The sequence below is a fragment of the Erwinia sp. AK-PDG3-5 genome (genome assembly GCF_056821705.1).
Genome location: NZ_CM165967.1, coordinates 3,117,247 through 3,139,374, shown reverse-complemented (window position 1 = coordinate 3,139,374; position 22,128 = coordinate 3,117,247). Strand labels below are relative to the sequence as shown.

Annotated in this window: 21 protein-coding genes; 14 read left to right on the top strand and 7 right to left on the bottom strand. The window is 54.7% G+C overall.

Translation table 11 applies throughout. From position 1 onward, the window contains the following. Positions 1 to 121: 121 nt before the first annotated feature. Positions 122 to 874, bottom strand: coding sequence for a molybdopterin-synthase adenylyltransferase MoeB (gene moeB, locus AC1UKS_RS14515; protein ID WP_482434200.1), 753 nt, complete (start codon positions 872 to 874; stop codon positions 122 to 124). A gap of 1 nt (position 875) precedes the next feature. After that, complete coding sequence (gene moeA, locus AC1UKS_RS14510) at positions 876 to 2,108, bottom strand: molybdopterin molybdotransferase MoeA (RefSeq protein ID WP_482434198.1); 1,233 nt, start codon at positions 2,106 to 2,108, stop codon at positions 876 to 878. Positions 2,109 to 2,360: 252 nt separating this feature from the next. On the opposite strand from moeA, the gene AC1UKS_RS14505 reads away from it, so the two are divergent. The 6 genes from AC1UKS_RS14505 to AC1UKS_RS14480 all read left to right on the top strand — a co-directional run bounded on the left by AC1UKS_RS14505 (position 2,361) and on the right by AC1UKS_RS14480 (position 9,200). Further along, positions 2,361 to 3,323: an isoaspartyl peptidase/L-asparaginase gene (locus tag AC1UKS_RS14505; protein WP_482434196.1), complete on the top strand. Its 963-nt coding sequence runs from the start codon at positions 2,361 to 2,363 to the stop codon at positions 3,321 to 3,323. Positions 3,324 to 3,332: 9 nt separating this feature from the next. Continuing rightward, complete coding sequence (gsiA, locus tag AC1UKS_RS14500) at positions 3,333 to 5,189, top strand: glutathione ABC transporter ATP-binding protein GsiA (RefSeq protein ID WP_482434194.1); 1,857 nt, start codon at positions 3,333 to 3,335, stop codon at positions 5,187 to 5,189. Positions 5,190 to 5,237: 48 nt separating this feature from the next. Further along, positions 5,238 to 6,773 carry a glutathione ABC transporter substrate-binding protein GsiB gene (gene gsiB, locus AC1UKS_RS14495; RefSeq protein WP_053146443.1) on the top strand — a complete coding sequence of 512 codons (1,536 nt, stop codon included), beginning with the start codon at positions 5,238 to 5,240 and terminating at the stop codon, positions 6,771 to 6,773. 66 nt (positions 6,774 to 6,839) lie between these two features. Then, positions 6,840 to 7,760 (top strand): glutathione ABC transporter permease GsiC, encoded by a 921-nt coding sequence (gene gsiC / locus AC1UKS_RS14490; protein WP_053145853.1) that lies wholly within the window; start codon positions 6,840 to 6,842, stop codon positions 7,758 to 7,760. Between the two features lie 9 nt (positions 7,761 to 7,769). Then, positions 7,770 to 8,675: a glutathione ABC transporter permease GsiD gene (gsiD, locus tag AC1UKS_RS14485; protein WP_482434192.1), complete on the top strand. Its 906-nt coding sequence runs from the start codon at positions 7,770 to 7,772 to the stop codon at positions 8,673 to 8,675. Between the two features lie 75 nt (positions 8,676 to 8,750). Then, positions 8,751 to 9,200 carry a DUF4385 domain-containing protein gene (locus tag AC1UKS_RS14480; RefSeq protein WP_265911887.1) on the top strand — a complete coding sequence of 150 codons (450 nt, stop codon included), beginning with the start codon at positions 8,751 to 8,753 and terminating at the stop codon, positions 9,198 to 9,200. Positions 9,201 to 9,251: 51 nt separating this feature from the next. Here AC1UKS_RS14480 and rimO read toward each other — a convergent pair whose 3' ends face one another. Beyond that, entirely contained in the window at positions 9,252 to 10,580 is a 1,329-nt protein-coding gene (gene rimO, locus AC1UKS_RS14475; protein WP_482434190.1) for a 30S ribosomal protein S12 methylthiotransferase RimO, read from the bottom strand. Between the two features lie 350 nt (positions 10,581 to 10,930). Here rimO and AC1UKS_RS14470 point away from each other — a divergent pair, with 350 nt between their 5' ends. Together AC1UKS_RS14470 and AC1UKS_RS14465 are read left to right on the top strand one after the other, a co-directional pair. Further along, on the top strand, positions 10,931 to 11,593 hold the full coding sequence (locus AC1UKS_RS14470; RefSeq protein WP_482434188.1) for a DUF3313 domain-containing protein: 663 nt from the start codon (positions 10,931 to 10,933) through the stop codon (positions 11,591 to 11,593). Positions 11,594 to 11,708: 115 nt separating this feature from the next. Further along, entirely contained in the window at positions 11,709 to 12,821 is a 1,113-nt protein-coding gene (locus AC1UKS_RS14465; RefSeq protein WP_482434186.1) for a PQQ-dependent sugar dehydrogenase, read from the top strand. A 68-nt stretch (positions 12,822 to 12,889) separates the two neighbouring features. Here AC1UKS_RS14465 and AC1UKS_RS14460 read toward each other — a convergent pair whose 3' ends face one another. Beyond that, complete coding sequence (locus AC1UKS_RS14460; protein WP_482434184.1) at positions 12,890 to 13,546, bottom strand: HAD family hydrolase; 657 nt, start codon at positions 13,544 to 13,546, stop codon at positions 12,890 to 12,892. A 273-nt stretch (positions 13,547 to 13,819) separates the two neighbouring features. Between AC1UKS_RS14460 and AC1UKS_RS14455 the strand changes: the two genes are divergently transcribed. Beyond that, positions 13,820 to 15,022 (top strand): serine hydrolase, encoded by a 1,203-nt coding sequence (locus AC1UKS_RS14455; RefSeq protein ID WP_482434183.1) that lies wholly within the window; start codon positions 13,820 to 13,822, stop codon positions 15,020 to 15,022. A 54-nt stretch (positions 15,023 to 15,076) separates the two neighbouring features. Here the strand turns inward: AC1UKS_RS14455 and AC1UKS_RS14450 are convergent, their stop codons facing one another. After that, positions 15,077 to 16,360 carry an HAAAP family serine/threonine permease gene (locus AC1UKS_RS14450; RefSeq protein WP_151037868.1) on the bottom strand — a complete coding sequence of 428 codons (1,284 nt, stop codon included), beginning with the start codon at positions 16,358 to 16,360 and terminating at the stop codon, positions 15,077 to 15,079. Positions 16,361 to 16,851: 491 nt separating this feature from the next. Continuing rightward, the gene (gene ybjG / locus AC1UKS_RS14445) at positions 16,852 to 17,457 is read right to left on the bottom strand and encodes an undecaprenyl-diphosphate phosphatase (RefSeq protein ID WP_482434181.1); all 606 of its coding nucleotides are present in this window, start codon (positions 17,455 to 17,457) and stop codon (positions 16,852 to 16,854) included. Positions 17,458 to 18,311: 854 nt separating this feature from the next. Here ybjG and ybjM point away from each other — a divergent pair. Further along, positions 18,312 to 18,692, top strand: coding sequence for an inner membrane protein YbjM (ybjM, locus tag AC1UKS_RS14440; protein ID WP_265911896.1), 381 nt, complete (start codon positions 18,312 to 18,314; stop codon positions 18,690 to 18,692). 126 nt (positions 18,693 to 18,818) lie between these two features. On the opposite strand, the gene AC1UKS_RS14435 is transcribed toward ybjM, so the two are convergent. After that, positions 18,819 to 19,082, bottom strand: a complete 264-nt coding sequence (locus AC1UKS_RS14435) for a GrxA family glutaredoxin (protein WP_013201485.1) — start codon at positions 19,080 to 19,082, stop codon at positions 18,819 to 18,821. A gap of 200 nt (positions 19,083 to 19,282) precedes the next feature. Here AC1UKS_RS14435 and AC1UKS_RS14430 point away from each other — a divergent pair, with 200 nt between their 5' ends. The 4 genes from AC1UKS_RS14430 (at position 19,283) to AC1UKS_RS14415 (ending at position 21,756) form a co-directional block, all read left to right on the top strand. Beyond that, a complete protein-coding gene (locus AC1UKS_RS14430) occupies positions 19,283 to 19,564 on the top strand; it encodes a YbjC family protein (RefSeq protein WP_265911897.1) in 282 nt (93 codons plus the stop codon). Continuing rightward, on the top strand, positions 19,548 to 20,270 hold the full coding sequence (gene nfsA / locus AC1UKS_RS14425; protein ID WP_265911898.1) for an oxygen-insensitive NADPH nitroreductase: 723 nt from the start codon (positions 19,548 to 19,550) through the stop codon (positions 20,268 to 20,270). The genes AC1UKS_RS14430 and nfsA overlap by 17 nt, the downstream gene beginning before the upstream one ends. Before the next feature lie 17 nt (positions 20,271 to 20,287). After that, a complete protein-coding gene (gene rimK, locus AC1UKS_RS14420; RefSeq protein WP_105759333.1) occupies positions 20,288 to 21,190 on the top strand; it encodes a 30S ribosomal protein S6--L-glutamate ligase in 903 nt (300 codons plus the stop codon). A gap of 86 nt (positions 21,191 to 21,276) precedes the next feature. Then, positions 21,277 to 21,756, top strand: a complete 480-nt coding sequence (locus tag AC1UKS_RS14415; protein WP_482434179.1) for a YbjN domain-containing protein — start codon at positions 21,277 to 21,279, stop codon at positions 21,754 to 21,756. Positions 21,757 to 22,128: the final 372 nt, after the last annotated feature.

The following is a 22,128-nucleotide window of genomic DNA, read 5'->3' as shown; positions in this document are numbered from 1 at the left end:
TAGTACCGGCATTAACTCGCATAACTATAGTGGCTGCGGGTAAAGGGCGTTGTTTTAACTGTGGAAAAAGAGCAGAAGTGGGCGCTTTGTAGCAAAAACGCCCCACAAGCAGACGAAAATATCAGTGACCGCAGACCTCACAGGTCGGATCTTTCGCCACCTTCATTTCGCGAAATTGCAGCGTCATCGCGTCATACATCAGCAGTTTTCCCGGTACCGGGTTGCCAAAGTCGCTCAGCAGACGAATCGCTTCCATCGCCTGCAGCGAGCCAATCACCCCGACCAACGGCGCCATCACGCCCGCTTCGACACAGCTGAGCGTGGCATCGCCAAACAGGCGGCTGATGCAGCGATAGCAGGGTTCATCCTGCTGCCAGCGAAACACGGCGATTTGCCCTTCCATACGGATGGCCGCGCCCGACACCAACGGCGTTTTGCTGGCGTGACACAGTCGGTTTAGCTGTTCACGGGTGGCCACGTTATCGCTACAGTCCAGCACCACATCCTGCTGACCAATCAGCTCAGCCAGTTGCGCATCATCCAGCTGCTGGTGGATGGCGTCGAGGCGGATATGCGGGTTAATCTGGCTTAACTGCTGGCGGGCAGAATCGACTTTCGCCTGGCCAATCGCACTGTCGCGATGCAAAATTTGCCGTTGCAGATTGGAGAGGGAAACCGTGTCAAAATCCAGCAGCGTTAGCTGGCCCACGCCGGCAGAAGCAAGGTAGGGCGCGGCGGCACATCCCAACCCGCCCAGTCCGACAATCAGCGCTTTAGCGGCTTTCAGCTTCTCCTGGCCGTCAAAGTCAAAGCCGCGCAGCACAATCTGGCGATTGTAGCGCAGGCTCTCTTCGTCGCTGAGTTCAGGCAGCATGTCAGCCCTCCAGCAGGCTGTTAAACGGCTCGATTTCGACCCATTCGCCTGCTTCAACGTTGCCACGGTCACGCTCCAGCACGATAAAGCAGTTGGCCTGGCTGAACGAACTGAACACATGAGAACCCTGCGGGCCGGTGGAGTGCACCTCCAGTTCGCCGTCTTCGTTGCGTTGCACGTATCCGCGCTGGAAGTCGAGGCGGCCAGGCGATTTTTTCAGCGCGGTTGCCGTTTTCACCGTCTGGCGAGGCGGCAGCGCCGGTCCCTGTTGCCCGGTCAGTTTTGCCAGCAGTGGCTGAACCAGCTGGTAGAAGGTGAGGACGGCGGAAACCGGATTGCCCGGCAGACCGCAGAACCAGCTGTTGGCCAAACGGCCAAAGGCAAAGGGTTTGCCCGGCTTAATCGCCAGCTTCCAGAAGCTGATTTCGCCTAGCTCTTCCAGCATGCTTTTTGTGTAATCCGCTTCGCCCACCGAGACGCCACCGCTGCTGATCACCACGTCAGCCTGGCTGTCTGCCTGGCGGAAAGCCTCACGCAGCGCCTGCCGATCGTCACGGATGATCCCCAGGTCAATCACTTCGCAACCCAGCTTGTCCAGCATCAACCGCACGGCAAAGCGATTGGTGTCATAAATCTGACCTTCCGCCAGCGGCTGGCCGACAGGTTGCAGCTCATCGCCGGTGGAGAACACCGCAACCCGCAGTTTGCGCAGCACCTCCACGTCTGCCACCCCGAGAGACGCCAGCAGCGGCAGTTCGGCGGCACCTAAGCGGATACCGTGTTCCAGCACCGTGGCGCCTTGCAGGATGTCATCGCCCGCCAGGCGGATATTTTGCCCTTCGGTGACGTCGGCCAGAATGCGGATCGCATCGCCATCCTCGCCGGTCTGTTCCTGCATCACGACTGCTTCAGTGCCGGACGGCACCGGCGCGCCGGTCATAATGCGCAGGCAGGTGCCCGCGGGCCATTCACCTTTAAACGGGGCGCCGGCAAAGGCTTTTCCGGCAATTTTCAGCGGCTGTCTGGCAAGGTCTGCCATTCTTAAGGCGTACCCATCCATCGCCGAGTTAGCAAACGGCGGCACGTCAATCGGCGAGGTCACCGCACAGGCGGTGATGCGTCCGACAGCCGCAGACAGCGGCAGGGTTTCCGTCTCTGTCAGCGGGGTAATCGCTGCCAGCATTTTCGCCAGCGCATCGTCCAGCGAGATCAATCCCGCAGTAAAGGCTTCCATAGTGTCTCCAGCGTGCCCGAAGCGTCGGGCCGTCATCCAGTCAGTTGCCATTATTATGGCGTGAATTCGCGGTCTGGTCACGCCTGCACCGTCAGCGGTTATGACATAGAACCTTTCGTTATTATCAGCCAGCGAACATTCTGCTTTACATCACTTTACAGCCTGCCTATAGTCGAAAACGATGCAGACCTAAACAATTTCATTCTAACTCAGTGTTTTTCATGCTGATTTAGCACCCAGGGTAATCGGATTATGGCCAGAGCAGTCATCGCGATCCACGGCGGTGCGGGCGCAATTGCCCGCGCCAGCATGAGCGCAGAGAAAGAACAGCACTATATTCAGGCCCTGTCAGGCATTGTTGCCAGCGGACAGGCGGTGCTGGCAGCGGGTGGCAGCGCGTTAGATGCCGTAACCGAAGCGGTGCGCTTGCTGGAAGAGTGCCCGCTGTTTAACGCCGGTAAGGGCGCCGTCTTCACCCATCAGGGCACCCACGAGCTGGATGCCTGCGTGATGGATGGCCGCTCGCTGGACGCCGGTGCGGTTGCCGGGGTGAATACCCTGCGTAATCCGGTCCTGGCCGCCCGTGCCGTGCTGGAAAACAGCCCGCACGTGATGTTTATCGGTGAAGGCGCAGAGAAATTTGCCGCTGAGCACGGGCTGGAACAGGTTCCGCCTGACTTCTTCTCCACGCCTGAGCGCTGGGAACAGCTTCAGCGCGCGCTGCATTCCGATCGTGCCGTGCTCGATCATGATGGCGCGGCACACACCTCTGACGATCCTCTCGATCCGGATCGCAAGTTCGGCACGGTGGGCGCGGTGGCGCTGGATTTATCCGGTAATCTTGCCGCGGCGACCTCGACCGGCGGTATGACTAACAAACAGGCCGGACGCGTGGGCGACTCGCCGATTATTGGCGCGGGTTGCTATGCCAACAACGCCAACGTTGCGGTCTCCTGCACCGGCACCGGCGAAGTCTTTATGCGCACGCTGGCGGCTTACGATATCGCTGCGCTGATGGAATACGGCGGCTTGTCGTTGAAAGAAGCCAGCGATCGCGTGGTGATGGAAAAAATCCCGGTGCTGGGTGGCAGCGGCGGCGTGATAGCCGTCGACCGCGAGGGCAATGTCGCCCTGCCATTCAACAGTGAAGGCATGTATCGCGGCTACGGCTATGTGGGTGATGCGCCTAATGTCGGTATTTACCGCGAAGAATAAGGAAGCAGGATGCCGGTGATCACGGACCTGCCTGCCGGGCAGGTATTATCAGTCAGAAACCTCAGCGTCAGCTTCCGTCAGGAAGAGGGCGTGGTGCAGGCGGTGAAAAACCTGTCGCTGGATGTGCAGCGCGGTGAGACGCTGGCGATTGTTGGCGAATCAGGTTCCGGAAAATCGGTCACCTCGCTGGCCTTAATGCGGCTGGTGGAGCAGGGCGGTGGCAGCATCAACAGCGGCGAAATGTGGCTGCGCAGGCGCAACGACCAGCTCATCGATCTGGCCAGCGCGCGCCAATCCCAGTTGCGCCGCATTCGCGGGGCGGATATGGCGATGATCTTCCAGGAGCCGATGACCTCGCTGAACCCGGTGTTCCCGGTGGGCGAGCAAATTGCCGAGTCGATTCGCCTTCATCAGGGCAAAAGCCACCGCGAGGCGCTGCAGGAAGCCGAGAGAATGCTGGATCTGGTGCGCATCCCGGAAGCGAAAAACGTCCTCACCCGCTTTCCTCATCAACTCTCCGGCGGGATGCGGCAGCGGGTGATGATCGCGATGGCGCTCTCCTGTCGTCCGGCGTTGCTGATTGCCGATGAGCCGACCACCGCGCTGGATGTGACCATTCAGGCGCAGATATTACAGCTGATCCGCGTGCTGCAAAAAGAGATGCAGATGGGGGTGATTTTTATCACTCATGATATGGGCGTGGTGGCTGAAATGGCCGATCGCGTGCAGGTGATGTACCGCGGCGATGTGGTGGAAACCGGCACCGTGGACGAGATTTTCAGCTCGCCACAGCAGCCCTACACCAAGGCGTTGCTGGCCGCCGTGCCGAAACTCGGCTCCATGACTGGCCAGGCGTATCCGGCCAAATTCCCGCTGATTTCACTGGAGAGCCGCGACGAAATCGCGGTGCCTCAGGATACCGTTTCACCCGATGCGGAGCCGGTGTTGCAGGTTCGCGACCTGGTGACGCGCTTCGATGTTCGTGGCGGCATTTTTAATCGCGTCATCCGCCGGGTTCATGCGGTGGAGAAGGTCAGTTTTGACCTGCGGCCCGGTGAAACACTGGCGCTGGTGGGCGAATCCGGCTGTGGGAAATCCACCACCGGTCGTTCATTGTTGCGGCTGGTGGAAAGCCAGGGCGGCACCATTACCTTTGATGGCCAGCGCATCGATACCCTTTCCGGTTCGGCGCTTTCGCATCTGCGGCGGGATATTCAGTTTATTTTTCAGGATCCCTACGCATCGCTCGATCCCCGGCTGACGGTCGGCTTTTCGATTATGGAACCGCTGCTGGTGCACAAGCTGGCAAAAGGGCAGGCGGCAGAAGATCGGGTGGCGTGGCTGCTGGAGCGCGTCGGTCTGTTACCTGAACATGCGCGGCGTTATCCGCATGAGTTCTCCGGCGGCCAGCGTCAGCGAATTTGTATCGCCCGCGCGCTGGCGCTGCATCCTAAGGTGGTGATTGCCGATGAGTCGGTCTCCGCGCTGGACGTGTCGATTCAGGCGCAAATCGTCAACCTGATGCTGGATTTGCAGCGTGAGTTCGGCATCGCGTTCCTGTTTATTTCCCACGATATGGCGGTCGTCGAGCGCATCAGCCATCGCGTGGCGGTAATGTACCTCGGGCAGATTGTCGAAATTGGCCCGCGTCAGTCCGTATTTGAAAATCCCCAGCATCCCTACACGCGCAAGCTGATGTCAGCCGTGCCGGTGGCCGATCCCCGCCATCGCCGTCGTGAACGAGCGCTGCTGGTCGACGAAATTCCCAGCCCGATCCGTGCCCTTGGGGACGAACCGGTGGTGGCACCGCTGATTGAGGTGAGTGCCGGACACTATGTTGCCCGTCATGCGATTGGCGGTGCCTGATATTGCTGCACAACAACAACAAGGACTTCAGGAGATGAACGCACAATGATGATTCATAGCAAACGTAAGTTACTGTTAACCGCAGGTTTATTGAGCAGCTTTGCCGCTGTGCCTGCCTGGGCGGCGAAAGATGCGGTGATCGCGGTGGGCTCCAACTTCACAACATTGGATCCCTACGACGCAAACGATACCTTGTCGCAGGCGGTGGCCAAATCTTTCTATCAGGGCCTGTTTGGCTTTGATAAGGACATGAAGCTGGTCAACGTGCTGGCTGAAAGCTCTGATGCCAGCAAAGATGGCCTGACCTACACCATCAAACTGCGTAGCGGCATCAAATTCCAGGATGGCAGCGACTTCAATGCCGAAGCGGTGAAGGTAAACCTCGATCGCGCCAGTAATCCTGATAATCACCTGAAGCGCTACAACCTGTTTAAATCCATCGCGACCACCGAGGTTATCGATCCGCTGACGGTGAAAATCACCCTGAAGCAGCCATTCTCGGCCTTTATCAACACGCTGGCCAGTCCGGCTGCCGCGATGATTTCGCCAACGGCACTGAAAAAATACGGTAAGGAGATCGGCTTCCACCCGGTCGGTACCGGCCCGTATGAGCTGGATACCTGGAACCAGACCGATTTCGTGAAGGTGAAGAAATTTGCCGGCTACTGGAAGAAAGGCTATCCGAAGCTGGATACCATTACCTGGCGTCCGGTGGTAGACAACAACACCCGTGCGGCGATGCTGCAAACCGGTGAAGCCAACTTTGCCTTCCCAATCCCTTACGAGCAGGCAAAGCTGCTGGAGAAAAACAGCAAGCTGGATCTGGTGACCTCGCCATCCATCATGCAGCGTTACATCAGCTTCAACGTCACCCAGAAGCCGTTCGATAATCCGAAGGTGCGTGAGGCGATCAACTATGCCATCAACCGCCAGGCGTTGGTGAAAGTGGCGTTTGCCGGTTATGCCACGCCAGCAACGGGTATCGTGCCGCCCGCGATCCAGTTCGCCCAGACCTATCCGGCCCCGGAATATAACCCGGCTAAGGCGCGTGAGCTGCTGAAGGAAGCGGGCTTCCCGAACGGCTTCACCACCACCTTATGGTCATCCCACAACCACAGCACCGCCCAGAAAGTGCTGCAGTTCACTCAGCAGCAGCTGGCTCAGGTGGGCATTAAAGCCACCCTGACCGCGATGGATGCGGGACAACGTGCGGCAGAAGTGGAAGACAAAGGGCAGAAAGAGAGCGGTGTGCGGATGTTCTACACCGGCTGGTCTGCTTCCACCGGTGAGGCTAACTGGGCACTGACGCCGCTATTTGCCACCCAGTCCTGGCCGCCAACCATCTTCAACACCGCGTTTTACAGTAATGCCAAGGTTGACAGCGATCTGGCCGATGCACTGAAAACCACCGACGGCGAGAAGAAAGCCGCGCTGTACAAAGATGCTCAGGACATTATCTGGAAAGAGCAGCCCTGGGTACCGCTGGTGGTGGAGAAACTGGTTTCAGCCAATACCAAAAACCTGACGGGCTTCTACGTGATGCCGGACACCTCGTTCAGCTTTGACGACGCCGATCTGAAGTAAACCCCGCTCACGGTGACCGCGCCTCTCGATATGGGAGGCGTGGTTGTCTTAAGCGCAGGATGACGCATGCTCAACTATTTTATCAGACGCTTACTGGGACTGATCCCCACACTGCTGATTGTGGCGGTATTGGTGTTCCTGTTTGTACATATGCTGCCGGGCGATCCCGCCAGGCTGATTGCCGGGCCAGAAGCCGATGCAACGGTGGTGGCACTGGTTCGTCAGCAGTTAGGCCTCGATCAGCCAATGATCCAGCAGTTCTGGCACTTTATCAGCAATGCAGTGCAGGGCGATTTTGGTCAGTCGATGGTATCAAAGCGGCCGGTCTCGGCGGAAATTGCCGCGCGATTTTTACCCACCCTGTGGCTGACGTTAAGTAGCATGGTGTGGTCAGTGATTTTTGGCATGAGCATCGGCATCGTCTCGGCTGTCTGGCGCAACCGCTGGCCAGATCGTCTCGGTATGACGCTGGCCGTTTCCGGGATTTCCTTCCCGGCTTTTGCGCTGGGGATGCTGCTGATGCAGGTGTTCTCGGTTGAATTAGGCTGGCTGCCGACGGTTGGGGCGGACGGCTGGAAGCACTACATTTTACCGTCCATTACCCTTGGCGCCGCGGTTGCGGCGGTGATGGCGCGCTTTACCCGCGCCTCGTTTGTTGAGGTGATGCAGGAAGATTACATGCGCACCGCGCGGGCCAAAGGTGTGCGTGAGACGCTGGTGGTGGTCAAGCACGGCCTGCGCAATGCGATGATCCCGGTGGTCACCATGATGGGTCTGCAGTTTGGCTTCCTGCTTGGCGGCTCAATTGTGGTGGAAGTGGTCTTCAACTGGCCGGGACTGGGGCGTCTGCTGGTGGATTCTGTCGAGATGCGTGATTACCCGGTGGTGCAGGCCGAGGTGCTGCTGTTCTCGCTGGAATTTATTCTCATTAACCTGGTTGTGGACATGCTTTACGCCGCCATCAACCCCGCGATTCGTTACAAATAAGGACCGGCGATGAAAAACTGGCGACGTAGCGCGGCGCTGTCCGCGATGCCAACGATTAACCAACATCGCGTGCGGACACCCTGGCGGGAATTCTGGCGGCGATTTAAAAAGCAGCCGGTGGCGATGGTGGCCGGGGTGTTTGTGCTGCTGCTGATTGTGGTGGCGGTGATTGCGCCGTGGATTGTGCCATTCGATGCAGAGAACTATTTTGACTACGATCGGCTGACCGAAGGCCCGTCGACGATGCACTGGTTTGGCGTGGATTCGCTCGGTCGCGATATCTTCAGCCGGGTGCTAACCGGCACGCGCTTGTCGCTGATTTCCGGTTTCTTCTCGGTGGCGATCGGCGCGGCAATTGGTACCTTGCTGGGGCTGCTGGCCGGCTACTATGAAGGCTGGTGGGATCGGATCATCATGCGCATCAGCGATGTGCTGTTCGCCTTTCCGGGGATCCTGCTGGCGCTGGCGGTGGTAGCGATTTTAGGCACGGGTATGTCCAACGTGATTGTGGCGGTGGCGATCTTCAGTATCCCGGCCTTTGCCCGTCTGGTGCGCGGCAACACGCTGGTGCTGAAGCATATGACGTTTATCGAATCGGCCCGCAGTATTGGCGCCTCCGATTTCACCATCATCATGCGGCATATTCTGCCGGGAACCATATCGTCGATCGTGGTCTATTTCACCATGCGTATTGGCACCTCAATTATTACCGCGGCCAGCCTGTCGTTCCTTGGATTGGGCGCACAACCGCCGACGCCGGAATGGGGGGCGATGCTCAATGAAGCCCGCGCCGATATGGTGATGGCCCCGCACGTGGCGATCTTCCCCAGCCTGGCAATCTTTCTGACGGTGCTGGCATTTAACCTGCTGGGGGATGGCCTGCGCGATGCGCTGGATCCTAAACTGAAAACCTGATGCCGTTTAGTGCGTTGCCTGGCAGCGCACTTTGGGTTTCTGTGCCAGGCTTGCCTCTTTCTCAGTGGGGTGGCAATGAAAGAGTTCGACTATCAGCAGGATTTCAAAACAATCGACTTTCGCAAGCATCCCGAGTTGTATCAGGTGGGGCGTGGAGAGCAGGGCGTGTTAATGGTTGAGCCCTATAAAAGTGAGATCCTACCGCACTGGCGGTTTAAAACACCGGATATTGCGCAGGTCTCAGCCACGGCGATCATGGCGCTTTTTGAGCAGTATCGGAAAAACGATGAGTTTGTCGGTATGGATATGGCCCGCAAATTTATTCAGATGGGATACACCCGCGCCAGACGCTATGCCAACCATAAGGGTGGGAAGAAATACGATGAGAAGCGCGAGCTGTTGCCTTATGAACTCAACGAAGAAAAGGCGGCCTCAGCGGCGATTTTCAAAGGGTATTGGGACCAGATCCGCGCCGATAAAGACTATCTTGAGCGCAAAAAACAGCATCAAAAAGAGTTTGGTTAACGCGGTAAGTGAAAAGGGCCAGCACCTTGTGGCCGGCCCTTTTGGCAGGTATTAAATCTTAGACGCCCACAGGTCGTATTCGTCGGCGTTATCCACCTTCACACGCACCACATCGCCTGGCTTCAGGGATTTCTCGCCGTTAAGATAGACGGCACCGTCAATCTCTGGCGCATCAGCCATACTGCGACCAATCGCCCCTTCTTCATCCACTTCATCGATGATCACCAGAATTTCACGGCCGACTTTTTCCTGCAGACGCTCGGCGGAGATCGCCTGCTGCAGCTGCATAAAGCGGTCATAACGTTCTTCTTTTACCGACTCCGGCACCGGATCCGGCAACTGATTGGCGGTCGCGCCTTCAACCGGGCTGTATTTGAAGCAGCCGACGCGATCCAGACGTGCTTCCTTCAGGAAGTCGAGCAGCATCTGGAAGTCTTCTTCCGTTTCGCCAGGGAAACCGACGATAAAGGTCGAGCGCAGCGTCAGGTCCGGGCAAATTGCACGCCAGCGCTTGATGCGCTCCAGCGTACGTTCAACGGCGCCAGGGCGCTTCATCAGCTTCAGGATGCGCGGGCTGGCGTGCTGCAGTGGGATATCCAGGTAAGGCAGCAGTTTCCCTTCCGCCATCAGTGGAATGACATCGTCCACGTGCGGGTACGGGTAAACGTAGTGCAGACGCACCCACACGCCCAGTTTAGCCAGCTGCTCGCACAGGCTGACCATGCTGGTTTTTACCGGCGATCCGTTCCAGAAACCGGTACGGTGTTTTACATCCACGCCGTAAGCCGAGGTATCCTGGGAGATCACCAGCAGCTCTTTCACGCCGGCTTCAGCCAGACGCTTGGCTTCATCCAGCACCGAGCCAATCGGACGGCTGTCCAGATCGCCACGCATGGAAGGGATGATGCAGAACGTACAGCGGTGGTTACAGCCTTCTGAAATCTTCAGGTAAGCGTAATGGCGCGGGGTCAGCTTCACGCCCTGTTCCGGCACCAGGCTCAGGAACGGGTTATGCGCAGGCTTAGGCACATAGCGGTGGACGTGCGACAGCACCTGCTCATAGCTGTGCGGGCCGGTGATTTCCAGCACCTTTGGATGCACTTCACGGATCTGGTTCTCTTTCGCGCCCAGGCAGCCGGTGACGATCACCTTACCGTTTTCATTCAGCGCTTCGCCGATCGCTTCCAGCGACTCTTGTACAGCGCTGTCGATGAATCCGCAGGTGTTGACGATGACGATTTCGGCATCGTCATAACGTGGAACCACTTCATAGCCTTCGGTCCGCAGCTCGGTGAGGATGCGTTCAGAGTCGACCAGATTTTTCGGGCAGCCGAGAGAAACAAATCCGACACGCGGCGCCATAGTTGTATTTTGCGACATTACTCATTTCCTGTTTTGCACAGCAATTTTGCGCGGGATTCTACCCATCTCTACGCAGAATTTATACAGCAATATGAAGTGTAGGGGGATTCTTCTGACTGACGGCCATTCCCGGCCGGATTGAGGGAGATCAAAACAAGCGGGATTAGGGGCGGCATTTGTTAGATTTGCTCGGATTTTGACCGGTATAACAGCGGCTGCAAACAGTATTGTTGATGCTGTTGGCGTTAAGAAAGTATGGCGACATAACGTTTACTCTTACGCTTTCTGGTGATGCGCGAAAGACGCGCTATGCTTCAGTTGTCCTTACGTTTTTTTGCCTAATCCTCTGTGAAAAAGGAACACCCCCCATGCGTGTGATGCGGCTTGGTATTGTTGCCGGACTGGCTATAACCGTTTTGTCCGGATGCGCTTCAAAAGTCACCGAATCTCAAAATTTCTCGGGGTTCCTTCCCGATTACTCAAAACTTACCCCAATCACATCCCCCAGTGGCCACCAAACGCTACGCTGGATGTCGCCGGACTATAAGGCGTCTGATTATCGCGGGGTCTATTATACGCCGGTGGTCTATTACCCTGAGGCTAAACCGAATGCACGTGTCAGCCAGGCGACCCTGGACGATCTGAGAAGCTATGTTGATACCCGCCTGAAAGCCGCTGTCGCGAAGCAAAAGCCGTTGGTCAGTTCCCCAGGCCCGGGGACGTTGATCATGAAAACTGCCATAACTACCGTCAGAGCTGAAAATGAGGATGTGCAGTTCTATGAAGTCGTGCCGGTAGCTGCGGTGATTGCCGGAACCATGGCTGCGTCTGGCCACCGTACGCAAAACAGCGTGCTTTATCTGGAAGCTCAGCTGATTGATGCCAAAACCGGTAAGGTTGTGGTCGAAGCGGTGCGAAAAGCCTATGGCAAAACCGTTCCTAACAACAGTGCACCAATCACGTTAGCCGATCTGCAAAAAGGGGCTGATGAGATGATTGTTGACGTTACCACTTTCCCGCAACACCCTTAATCATGCATTTCTAACGAGCGCCGCCGCTTTGCGGCGCTTAATGTTTTGTAAAAATAGCCCCAGTTCAGGCTCTCTTCACTAAATTTAACGGACATTGACCTGAAGGAGTGAAGGTATGTCTCGTCTGTTTCCCCTCTGCTTGCTCGCCAGCGCCGTCCTGTTTTCCCATCCCGTACTGGCCCAAAAGGTCAGTGTTGAGCAGTTACAACACGGGCTTGATCATCCCTGGGCACTGGCCTTTTTGCCTGACAATCAAGGCATATTAATCACCGAACGTTCAGGCCAGCTAAGGCACTGGCAACAGGGGAAAGGACTCTCCAAACCCATTTCCGGCGTGCCCAAAGTCTGGGCGCAACGTCAGGGCGGCCTGCTGGATGTCGTGCTCTCCCCCAACTTTGCGCAAAACCGCCGCGTCTATCTGAGCTGGACCGAAGCCGATGACGACGGGCGTGCGGGCGCAGTGGTGGGCTCCGGCTTGCTCAGCAACGATTTTACGCAGCTGACCGATTTTAAAGATTTACTCCACCAGCAACCGAAACTCTCCAGCGGGGCCAACTTAGGATCGCGACTGGCCTTTGATCAGGCAGGTTATTTGTACGTCACCTTTGGTGATAACTTCCAGGCCGCGTCAGCGCAGGATTTAACCGCCTTAACCGGTAAGGTTATTCGCCTCAATGCGGATGGCAGCATTCCAAAAGATAATCCTTTTGTGGGTAAGCAGGGCGCCAGAGCCGAAATCTGGAGCTATGGCATGCGTAATCCACAAGGGCTTGCCTTTAATCCGTGGAGCAAGGAGATGTGGGAAAGTGAACACGGTCCGCGCGGTGGTGATGAGGTGAATATTCCGCGAAAAGGCCAGAATTACGGCTGGCCGCTGGCAACCTGGGGAATTGATTACAACGGTGAGAAAGTGCCAGGCTCGAAAGGGGGAACGGCGCCGGGTACCGTGCAACCGGTGTTCTGGTGGAAGGTGTCTCCGGCGATTAGCGGCATGGCCTTTTACAACAGCCACTTCCCGCAATGGAAAAACTCGCTATTTATCGGGGCGCTGAAAGATAAAAGCCTGATCCGTCTGACGGTCAATGGCGATAAGGTCGAAGAGAAAGAGCGCCTGTTGCAGGATCGCGGTGAGCGTATCCGCGATGTCCGGGTCGGCCCGGATGGCTATCTTTATGTGCTGACCGACGAATCGGACGGCAAGCTGCTTAAGGTGGGATTAGCGAAATAACGGCGGGCTTGACGGAATTGTCAGCAAAATCGGGAAGACTGATTCAGTCTTCCCGATTTTCCTCAGGCTTATCTTACCCAGTGACACACTTCCCAGCCACGCTGTTCGGCAAGACTGTGTAACTGTTCGCCAGGGTTAATCACATGGGCATGATCCGCATGTTCAAGTAACGCCAGGTCGTTAATCGAGTCGCTGTAGGCCCAGGTTTTCCCAAAGGGGGTTTCGCTCTGATCGGCCAGCCAGTCATTAAGACGGGTGACCTTGCCCTCTTTGTAGGTCATGGTGCCGTAGGTCTGGCCGCTGTAGCGGTCATCGATGATTTCCACGCCAATCGCCAGCGCGCCATGGGCACCCAGCTGCTCGGCAATCGGCACCACCAGATGTTCTCCGCTGGCAGACACCACCATCACCTTATCGCCGCGTTCCTGGTGCCAGGCCATTCTCTCGCGGGCGGAAGGATAAACCCGTGGCAGAATATCCCGCTGAATAAAGCGACGGACCCAGCCCGTGACGGTAAGCGTGCCCATGCCGGTTAATGGCGACAGGGTGGTGGACATGTACTCTTCCATCGACAGGGAACCCTGATAATACTGCTCCATCAGCGCCCGCTCCTGCTCAATCAGCGCGGCCGGTGCAAAGCCCTGGGAGACTAAATAACGAAGCCACAGGCCGGTGCTGTCTTCGCAGATCAACGTTTCATCAAGATCGAACAAAGCTAAATCCATGGTCATTACTCCTAAGGCAAACTTTATTCAGGTTAGCGGAAAAATGTGACTGACTTAACTGTTCTGCGAAAAATCGGAATTTCACCTGGTGCTGTTGGCCACTAATGGCGAAAAAAAGCGCAGCGGTACGGCATATCCCAGATTTATCTAATAAACTCTGAATAACTTTACAGTAATGCTGTTCTTTTTAAGGCCAGAAACCGTTAGCGTGTCAGGGTTTCCGCCGCCGCGCTGCAAAATACTTGTCTTTCAAATGGATATTTGGGTCTCGTCATGAAGAAATCACGCCTTTCCGCCGGTGCTTTGACACTGACTGTCACCACTTCACTGTTGCTGTACACCTTCTCAACCCGTGCAGAAGAGGCGCCTGCAGCGCCACAAATCGATGCTAAAGCCTGGATCCTGATGGATTACAACAGCGGTAAAGTGCTGGCGGAATCCCATGCAGATGACCGTCTTGACCCTGCCAGCCTGACAAAAATGATGGCTAGCTATGTGGTAGGACAGGCTATCAAAGCCGGCAAAATTACCAACGACGATATGGTGACCGTCGGAAAGGATGCCTGGGCGACGGGTAACCCCATTCTGCAAGGTTCATCGCTGATGTTTCTGAAGCCGGGCGATCGCATTCCCGTTTCAGAATTGAACAAGGGAATCATTATTCAGTCTGGCAATGACGCCAGTATTGCACTGGCCGATTATGTTGCGGGCAGCCAGGACTCCTTCGTCAGCCTGATGAACAACTATGTGCAGGCGCTCGGACTGAAAAATACCCACTTCAAAACCGTGCACGGACTGGATTCTGACGGGCAATACAGCACGGCCAGAGATATGGCGCTGATTGGCCAGGCGTTAATTCGCGATGTCCCGCAAGAATATGCGCTGCACAAAGAGAAAGAGTTCACCTTTAACCGCATCCATCAGCAAAACCGCAACCGCCTGTTGTGGAGCAGCAACCTGCAGGTTGATGGCATCAAGACCGGCCATACCGCGGGTGCGGGCAATAATCTGGTGGCTTCGGCGCTCAGTGGCGACCAGCGCCTGATATCAGTGGTGTTAGGCTCCCCGACCGATGCCACGCGTTTTCGCGAGAGTGAAAAGCTGCTGACCTGGGGATTCCGCTTCTATGATACGGTCACGCCGATCAAAGCCGACAAACCGTTTTCCACCCAGCGGGTGTGGTATGGCGATAAGAAAGAGGTCAATCTTGGCGTCGCCAGTGATGCCTCGGTGACCGTGCCGAAAGGCCAGCTCAAGAACCTTAAAGCCAGCTTTACCCTCTCACAGCCTCCGCTCACCGCGCCGTTGAAGAAAAATCAGGTGGTGGGCAATATCGATTTCCAGCTTGACGGCAAAACGATTGAACAACGACCGCTGGTGGTAATGGAAGATGTGAACGAGGGGGGATTTATTAGCCGTATCTGGGATTTCGTGATGATGAAAATGACCGGCTGGTTCGGCAAATGGTTCGCCTGACGGGCGGTAAGAGCATGAAAGGGGCGAAGAGATTCGCCCCTTTTTTTATCTCCGTCAGACCAGATCGTATGCGATAGCGGAAATCGCGATTAATCCCACCAGCACCACAAAGATATTGCTGATTTTGCCGCTGTACTGACGCATTGCCGGCACTTTATTGATGGCATACATCGGCATCAGGAACAGCAGTACGGCAATCACCGGGCCACCCAGGGTTTCGATCATCCCCAGAATGCTTGGATTCAGGGTAGCGACCAGCCAGGTGGTGATCAGCATAAAGATCGCGGTGATGCGGTTCAGCTTCGCTTCCGGTAGCTTCTTCGCTTTCTCTCCGAGAGACTTAACCATCAGTCCGTTGAAGCCTTCACGCGCGCCAAGATAGTGACCGAGGAAGGATTTGGTAATGGCGACCATAGCGATGATCGGTGCCAGCCAGGCCATCAGCGGCGTATCAAAATGGTTCGCCAGGTAGGAGAGGATAGAGATGTTCTGCGCTTTAGCTTCGGCAAGATTCTCCGGAGACAGGCTGAGTACGCAGCTGAACACGAAGAACATCACCGTTACCACCATCATCAGATGGCTGCGGGCCAGAATGCGTGAGCACTTCTTCTCGGCTTCCTCGCCATATTCCTGACGCTTGGCCACCGCAAACGCGGAGATGATCGGCGAATGGTTAAAGGAGAACACCATCACCGGTATCGCCAACCACAATGTCATCCACAAGCCGCTGCCGCTGCCCGCTAAGCTTACGTGCTGGAAAACAGAGCTGTTCCAGTGAGGAATTAAAAACAGCGCCAGTGCCATCAGCACAATCACAAACGGATAAACCAGCACGCTCATGGTTTTGACGATCATCTCTTTGCCAAAACGCACAATCGACATCAGACCGACAATCAGGATTAAGGCCAGTAGCGCCCTTGGCGGCGCCTGCATGTGCAGCTGGTGAGTCATAAAGCTCTCAACCGTATTGGTGATCGCCACGCTGTAGACCAGCAGAATCGGGTAGATCGCGAAGAAGTAGAGCAGGGTGAGCAATTTACCGGCGCCCTGACCGAAATGCTCTTCAACCACACCGGTGATGTCTTCACCCACTTCACGTCCAGACAGCACAAAGCGACACAAACCGCGATGGGCAAAGAAGGTCATCGGGAACGCCAGAAGCGCCATAATCAGCAGCGGGATCAACCCGCCGATACCGGCGTTTATCGGTAAGAACAATACACCGGCACCAATCGCCGTGCCGTACAGGCCCAACATCCACATGGTGTCGCTTTTACGCCAGCTGGCTGCCTCTTCGGCGCTAGCGAGAGGCAGTGAAGCCGTTTTGGATGAATCCATGATGATCTCCAGTTGAAAACAGTAAAGTAAAGTGCGCTATACAGCGAAAACGGCGGCGTAGCAGCGCAATTTAATTTAAGGCTCTGCCGGAAAGGCCGACACTCTACCATCTGAAATGGAAGAAGGAAGGGGGTGAAAACGAATTTCTGGCGATCTGAATCACAATACCAATAATATTATTAGTGATAAATGCTGGAGGGGATTTTTAAGCTGGGCAAATACGCTGGTTTTATATTGCTACTGTGGTTTTTTAGACTGAAATGCTGCCGGTTTGAGTTGGTTAAATAATGTCCGCTCGATCGGTTTGTAACGATTAATCAACATTAAAAATGATGTAAATCAATGGAATGGATTTTAAGGCGGGAGCAAAAGTTAACTAATAAGCCGGCTTGCGCAACATGAGAGCTAAATTCACCGAATATTAGATCATGTTGCGCAATAAAACTGCCGGTTCTTTGACCACACAACGAATATGCACTTATCCGCAACCGCTAATTGCGTATCCAGCCTTTACGAATGGGGAAGGCGAACAGCAGTCGATATATCGTGGAGATATTCTGTAACAGGCGGCGGCCGCAAAAAAGCCAGGCAACCTGGGCAAACAGACAGGAGAGCGCACCGACCAGCAATCCTCCCAGCATATCCATTGGCCAGTGTACGCCAAGGTAAATACGTGACCAGGCAATAGCCGCACCCATCAGCAATAACAGGGCACCTGACCAGCGACGATGCCAGCAGAAAAAGGCAATGGCGAAGGTGAAAATAGCGGTGCCGTGGTCGCTTGGGTAGGAGTCATCTGGCGCATGGGGCAGGAACTGATGACCCAGACCCACCACAAAAGGTCGCGCATGGGGGAATAAATTGCCGACGCACCAGGAGATGGTCAGCGCATAACCCAGCGCTATGCCCGTTTTCAACACCAGCTTACGCTGTGAACCCACTTCGCGCTCTGGCCCCCACAGCCACATGGCGACGATCAACACAGGCACAACGGCAATCAGGTCGCGGGCGAAAAACGTTGCCAGAGAAATCAGCCAGTCCGGTGAGGCCGGCGTCGCGTTTATCCATAGAAAAAGCATGCGGTTCAGCGCTTCCATCGTAATTATTCCTCGTCTTAATAACAGGTGTGAGACACACCTAAAGTCCAACACGTCGGCCAACCCTGTCAGCCGGTTGATCAAATAGATAAGAGACGCCTGGCAACCGCGCTCACCGGCGATGACATTATCCCGTCCTGCGTGACAGCAAGTTGCTTGCAGGATCAGTCAGATAAGATAAAAGCACCGCACAAGAAGATAAATAAACACTCTCCTAATTGACGGTTTGGTTGTGCTTTTGTTAAGGATTGATGACAAATTAATGTCTGCCAGATAAAGGGTGAGCAGAGGCTTGGGCGTGTTAAGAAAGGGATCATCATGTGGAATAACTAAGATTACTCTGAAGTAGAAAGAAAAAAACCCGCCAATCATATGATTAACGGGCTCCACAATAAGGGGATTTCAAAGAAAAGCAGTGGCACTAATTATGACTACGGCCAGATGCAAAAGTTCTGATCTGCACAGAAATATTTTTTTTTGCATAAGGAATAAGGAGTAACTGGAAATTAAGGGAATTTGTCGCTTAAGAAATTTCTCAATAAAACCGCAGGTTAGGCTTAAGACTGCACCACTCTTAAACACCATGTCATTTTGATTTAACAACTTTGCGACCTTTTATTGCCTCATGTAACGTCCTGTTTACCAGTAACCTGTTGAAGTTAATCGGAATTTACCTTATATTGCGTCGCTGCCAACAGAGTGCCGTTAATATTCCGGGGCGCCCTGAATAACAGCCAGCTCTCAGAATATGTTTTTGACACTTTCGTATCACTTTTTCAGCCAGTCATCGCTGCGACGTAAGTTACGGTCGTATTTTACTCGTTAACTGAATTACATAGCCGGGAGAAGATCCTATGGTATTTAAAGGGATGTCCTGGACAGGCGTCATTGCTTGTTTTGTCCTTTACTGCCTCGTTTTTGTGGCCGTGAGATATGAAATGAATGTCGACAGCGTTATTCAGGGAAAACCCCGTCTGGGCCTGTTGATGTTTGCCCTGCCGGGAGCGATTGCCGCCTTAACCTCTAAAGAAGCGCCTCTGACCGTGTCGCTGGCTGGTGCCTTGCTGGCAACGCCTTTTCTGTGGCTTATTTTCCATTTTTCGCTAGCGGCTTCCAGTCCGGTGTTGCAGGAACTGGCCTTTATCACCAGTGCGATTTTCTGGTGTGGATCTGGGGCGTTATTGGTGATGCTAACCCGAACATTAATGGGCAATGAAGATCATAGAAGACACTGACCGCCAACGCGCGGGCTGCGGCAAGAGAAGGCTAAAGTGACAAACTGCAGGCATTAAAAAAGGTCGATAAATATCGACCTTTTTTTACGCCTTCAGCAGGCTGATGAAACAGACAGCGTAGAAATCTTACTGGAACAGGCCCAGATTCTCTTTCGCGTAAGCTTCGAAATCAGTGCAACCACCAATGTGTTTTTCGTCGAGGAAAATCTGCGGCACAGTTTCAACTGGCTTGCCGACGGTTTTTTCCAGGTCCGCTTTGGTGATCCCTTCGGCGTGGATGTCCACATAGCTAAAGGAGAAGTCTTCGCGCTCGGCGGTCAGCTTTTCAGCCAGCTCTTTCGCACGGACACAGTAAGGGCAGCCAGGGCGTCCAAAAATCACTGCAAACATAGGTTTCTCCTCAAAGGTCAAAATTTATGTGATGTACATCACACTTCATCAGTTAATGCCGAATATGATGCCCGCTTCACGCAGGGAAGGGAAGAAGGAATTACCTGTTGATCTGATTCGTACAGGCTATGCACAACGCTGCGGGATAGGCTTTAATAACCTGATAAAGGATAGAGCACCCCCTACAGAGGAGATACGCCATGCGTGCTTTTAGTCAGTTGCCCAAATCCATTCTGCTGCTGGAAGGGCTGGGGGGTATTTTGCTGGTGCTCTCTTACTTCACGCTGCACCGGATGCTACCCTTACCGGCACCTTTTTCCGGCCCGCTGGCCGCCACTGTGATGATTTTCGTCGGGATTGCGATGATGCTACCTGCGGCGCTGGTGATGATGTGGCGCACGGCTAAAGCGATGGCGCCGGAACTTTTTAACGCTAAGCGTGATGATTCAAAACCAGGAGAGAAGCATGACCCCGACCATTGAGCTACAGCGCTCGCACCGATCGATTCGATCGTTTACCGACCAGCCGATGTCTGACCAGCAACGTGAGGCCATCCTGTCGGCGGCTCAGTCAGCCTCAAGCTCCAGCTTTTTGCAGTGCTCATCCATTATCCGGATTACCGACAGAGGCCTGCGCGAAAAACTGGTTGGCCTGACCGGCGGTCAACAGTATGTCGGGACGGCGGCAGAATTCTGGGTGTTCTGCGCCGATTTTAATCGTCTGCTGCAGATTTGCCCTGAAGCCCAGTTAGGCCTGGCTGAACAGCTGCTGTTAGGCAGCGTAGACACGGCGTTAATGGGACAAAATGCGATGCTCGCCGCAGAATCCCTCGGTCTGGGTGGCGTCTTTATTGGCGGCATTCGTAACAGCATCGCGGAAGTGACCGACCTTCTGGGTCTGCCGAAATTTGTGCTGCCGCTGTTTGGTCTGTGCCTTGGCACGCCGGCGCAGACGCCACAGCTGAAACCGCGTATGCCGTTGGCGATGCTGGTGCACGAAAACCATTACCAGCCGATTGATGCGCAGGTGCTTGCCGCCTACGATGGCGAGCAGGAAGAATATTATCTGTCCCGCGAGAGCAATCCGCGCCGCGAAAGCTGGAGTGAGCACATCCAGAAAACCATCGTTAAAGAGAGCCGTCCCTTTATGCTGGACTACCTGCACAAGCAGGGTTGGGCAACGCGTTAAGCTCCCTGGAGGCAGCTGTGAAAATAGCGATTCTTTCCCGAGATGGCTCGCTTTACTCTTGCAAACGTCTGCTTGAGGCCGCGCGAAAGCGTGGCCACAGCGTTGAAGTGATCGATCCGCTCTCCTGCTATATGAATATCAATCCTGGTTCGTCGGCAATACATTACCGTGGCAAACAGCTGGCCCATTTTGATGCGGTGATCCCGCGCATTGGTTCGGCGATCACCTTTTATGGCACGGCGGTGCTACGCCAGTTTGAAGTCTGTGGCAGCTATCCGTTGAATGAGTCTGTGGCCATCACCCGCGCGCGTGACAAGCTGCGGTCGCTGCAGTTGCTGGCCCGACAGGGCATTGATATGCCGGTTACCGGCTTTGCCCATTCGCCTGATGACACCAGCGATTTGATCAAAATGGTCGGTGGCGCACCGCTGGTGGTGAAGCTGGTGGAAGGCACTCAGGGAATTGGTGTGGTGCTGGCGGAAACGCGTCAGGCAGCCGAAAGTGTCATTGATGCTTTCCGTGGATTGAATGCGCATATTCTGGTGCAGGAATTCATTAAAGAAGCTGAAGGTCGGGATATTCGCTGCCTGGTGATTGGCGGTGAGGTAGTGGCGGCCATTGAGCGGTCAGCGAAAGAAGGGGATTTCCGTTCTAACCTTCATCGCGGCGGCACTGCACGCAGCATTGAAATTACCGGACGCGAGCGCGAAATGGCGATTAACGCGGCGGCGACGTTGGGATTAGATGTCGCGGGCGTGGATATTCTACGGGCGAAACGTGGGCCGCTGGTGATGGAAGTGAACGCCTCTCCCGGGCTGGAAGGAATTGAAAAGACAACCGGTTTGGATATTGCCGCAATGATGATTGGCTGGATTGAGCAACAGGCGCGCCCCGGCTTCTGTCTGAAAACCGGCGGATAAGCGCATATTTCTGTCACAATCGTGGTGTTTAACGGTGTTTTTCCGTAAGCTAGGCCGCAATTTTAAGGCGGTAAGAGAGAAAGCACATGGATTCACTCGTCGTTCCAGATATTGACGTGATACGACGTTGGCTGGATCAGCAAAGCATCACCTGGTTTGAGTGCGACTCTTGTCAGGCGCTTCACCTGCCGCATATGCAAAATTTCGACGGGGTGTTTGATGCCAAGCTCGATTTGGTCGACAACGTCATTCTGTTTTCAGCGCTGGCAGAGGTTAAACCTACTGCGCTGATCCCGCTGGTTGGCGATCTTTCGCAGATTAACGCCAGCTCGCTGACCATTAAGGCCTTCCTGGATATTCAGGATGACAACTTGCCAAAGCTGATCGTTTGCCAGTCATTGACGGTCGCTGCGGGCATCACCTACGGGCAATTTGCGCACTTTATGAAGCAGAGTGAAGAGCAAATCTCGATGGTGGTTCTGGAAGCGTTTGCCAACCAACTGTTGATCCCAGGCGAGGAAGACGAGCGTACCGAAATCGTCTCTTCCCATTCGATCCTGCACTAAATTCCATCCTGTCTTCTTTGTCGGGTTGATCGCTGATTAACCCGTCCTCCGCTTTGCCTGCCGTTTATTTATTCAATCACTTTTAACTGTTGCTATTTTCCCCAGTTGATTCGCCTGAACAACCGTTTTTTATTCTGCTTTATAGCCTAAAATGCCAGATATCTGTCGCCGTTTATGCCACCTTTGGCGTATCACATAGAGGAAACATGCATTAAAAATCGATAAAAGGCGTTTTTTACCCGGAGGGCTGGCCTGAGGGAAGCAGGGGGGCTATTCTTGCCAGGCTGCATATCGCATGCAACGTCGCTTCAGGTATAGGTTTTTTCTATTTAACAGCACCATGAATAGTCATTCATTATAGGGCCATGTTCT

Excerpts from the sequence above, each read along its gene's own strand:
- moeB (WP_482434200.1), bottom strand. The coding sequence starts at position 874 with ATGCTGCCTGAACTCAGCGACGAAGAGAGCCTGCGCTACAATCGCCAG.
- moeA (WP_482434198.1), bottom strand. The coding sequence starts at position 2,108 with ATGGAAGCCTTTACTGCGGGATTGATCTCGCTGGACGATGCGCTGGCG.
- AC1UKS_RS14505 (WP_482434196.1), top strand. The coding sequence starts at position 2,361 with ATGGCCAGAGCAGTCATCGCGATCCACGGCGGTGCGGGCGCAATTGCC.
- gsiA (WP_482434194.1), top strand. The coding sequence starts at position 3,333 with ATGCCGGTGATCACGGACCTGCCTGCCGGGCAGGTATTATCAGTCAGA.
- gsiB (WP_053146443.1), top strand. The coding sequence starts at position 5,238 with ATGATTCATAGCAAACGTAAGTTACTGTTAACCGCAGGTTTATTGAGC.
- gsiC (WP_053145853.1), top strand. The coding sequence starts at position 6,840 with ATGCTCAACTATTTTATCAGACGCTTACTGGGACTGATCCCCACACTG.
- gsiD (WP_482434192.1), top strand. The coding sequence starts at position 7,770 with ATGAAAAACTGGCGACGTAGCGCGGCGCTGTCCGCGATGCCAACGATT.
- AC1UKS_RS14480 (WP_265911887.1), top strand. The coding sequence starts at position 8,751 with ATGAAAGAGTTCGACTATCAGCAGGATTTCAAAACAATCGACTTTCGC.
- rimO (WP_482434190.1), bottom strand. The coding sequence starts at position 10,580 with ATGTCGCAAAATACAACTATGGCGCCGCGTGTCGGATTTGTTTCTCTC.
- AC1UKS_RS14470 (WP_482434188.1), top strand. The coding sequence starts at position 10,931 with ATGCGTGTGATGCGGCTTGGTATTGTTGCCGGACTGGCTATAACCGTT.
- AC1UKS_RS14465 (WP_482434186.1), top strand. The coding sequence starts at position 11,709 with ATGTCTCGTCTGTTTCCCCTCTGCTTGCTCGCCAGCGCCGTCCTGTTT.
- AC1UKS_RS14460 (WP_482434184.1), bottom strand. The coding sequence starts at position 13,546 with ATGGATTTAGCTTTGTTCGATCTTGATGAAACGTTGATCTGCGAAGAC.
- AC1UKS_RS14455 (WP_482434183.1), top strand. The coding sequence starts at position 13,820 with ATGAAGAAATCACGCCTTTCCGCCGGTGCTTTGACACTGACTGTCACC.
- AC1UKS_RS14450 (WP_151037868.1), bottom strand. The coding sequence starts at position 16,360 with ATGGATTCATCCAAAACGGCTTCACTGCCTCTCGCTAGCGCCGAAGAG.
- ybjG (WP_482434181.1), bottom strand. The coding sequence starts at position 17,457 with ATGGAAGCGCTGAACCGCATGCTTTTTCTATGGATAAACGCGACGCCG.
- ybjM (WP_265911896.1), top strand. The coding sequence starts at position 18,312 with ATGGTATTTAAAGGGATGTCCTGGACAGGCGTCATTGCTTGTTTTGTC.
- AC1UKS_RS14435 (WP_013201485.1), bottom strand. The coding sequence starts at position 19,082 with ATGTTTGCAGTGATTTTTGGACGCCCTGGCTGCCCTTACTGTGTCCGT.
- AC1UKS_RS14430 (WP_265911897.1), top strand. The coding sequence starts at position 19,283 with ATGCGTGCTTTTAGTCAGTTGCCCAAATCCATTCTGCTGCTGGAAGGG.
- nfsA (WP_265911898.1), top strand. The coding sequence starts at position 19,548 with ATGACCCCGACCATTGAGCTACAGCGCTCGCACCGATCGATTCGATCG.
- AC1UKS_RS14415 (WP_482434179.1), top strand. The coding sequence starts at position 21,277 with ATGGATTCACTCGTCGTTCCAGATATTGACGTGATACGACGTTGGCTG.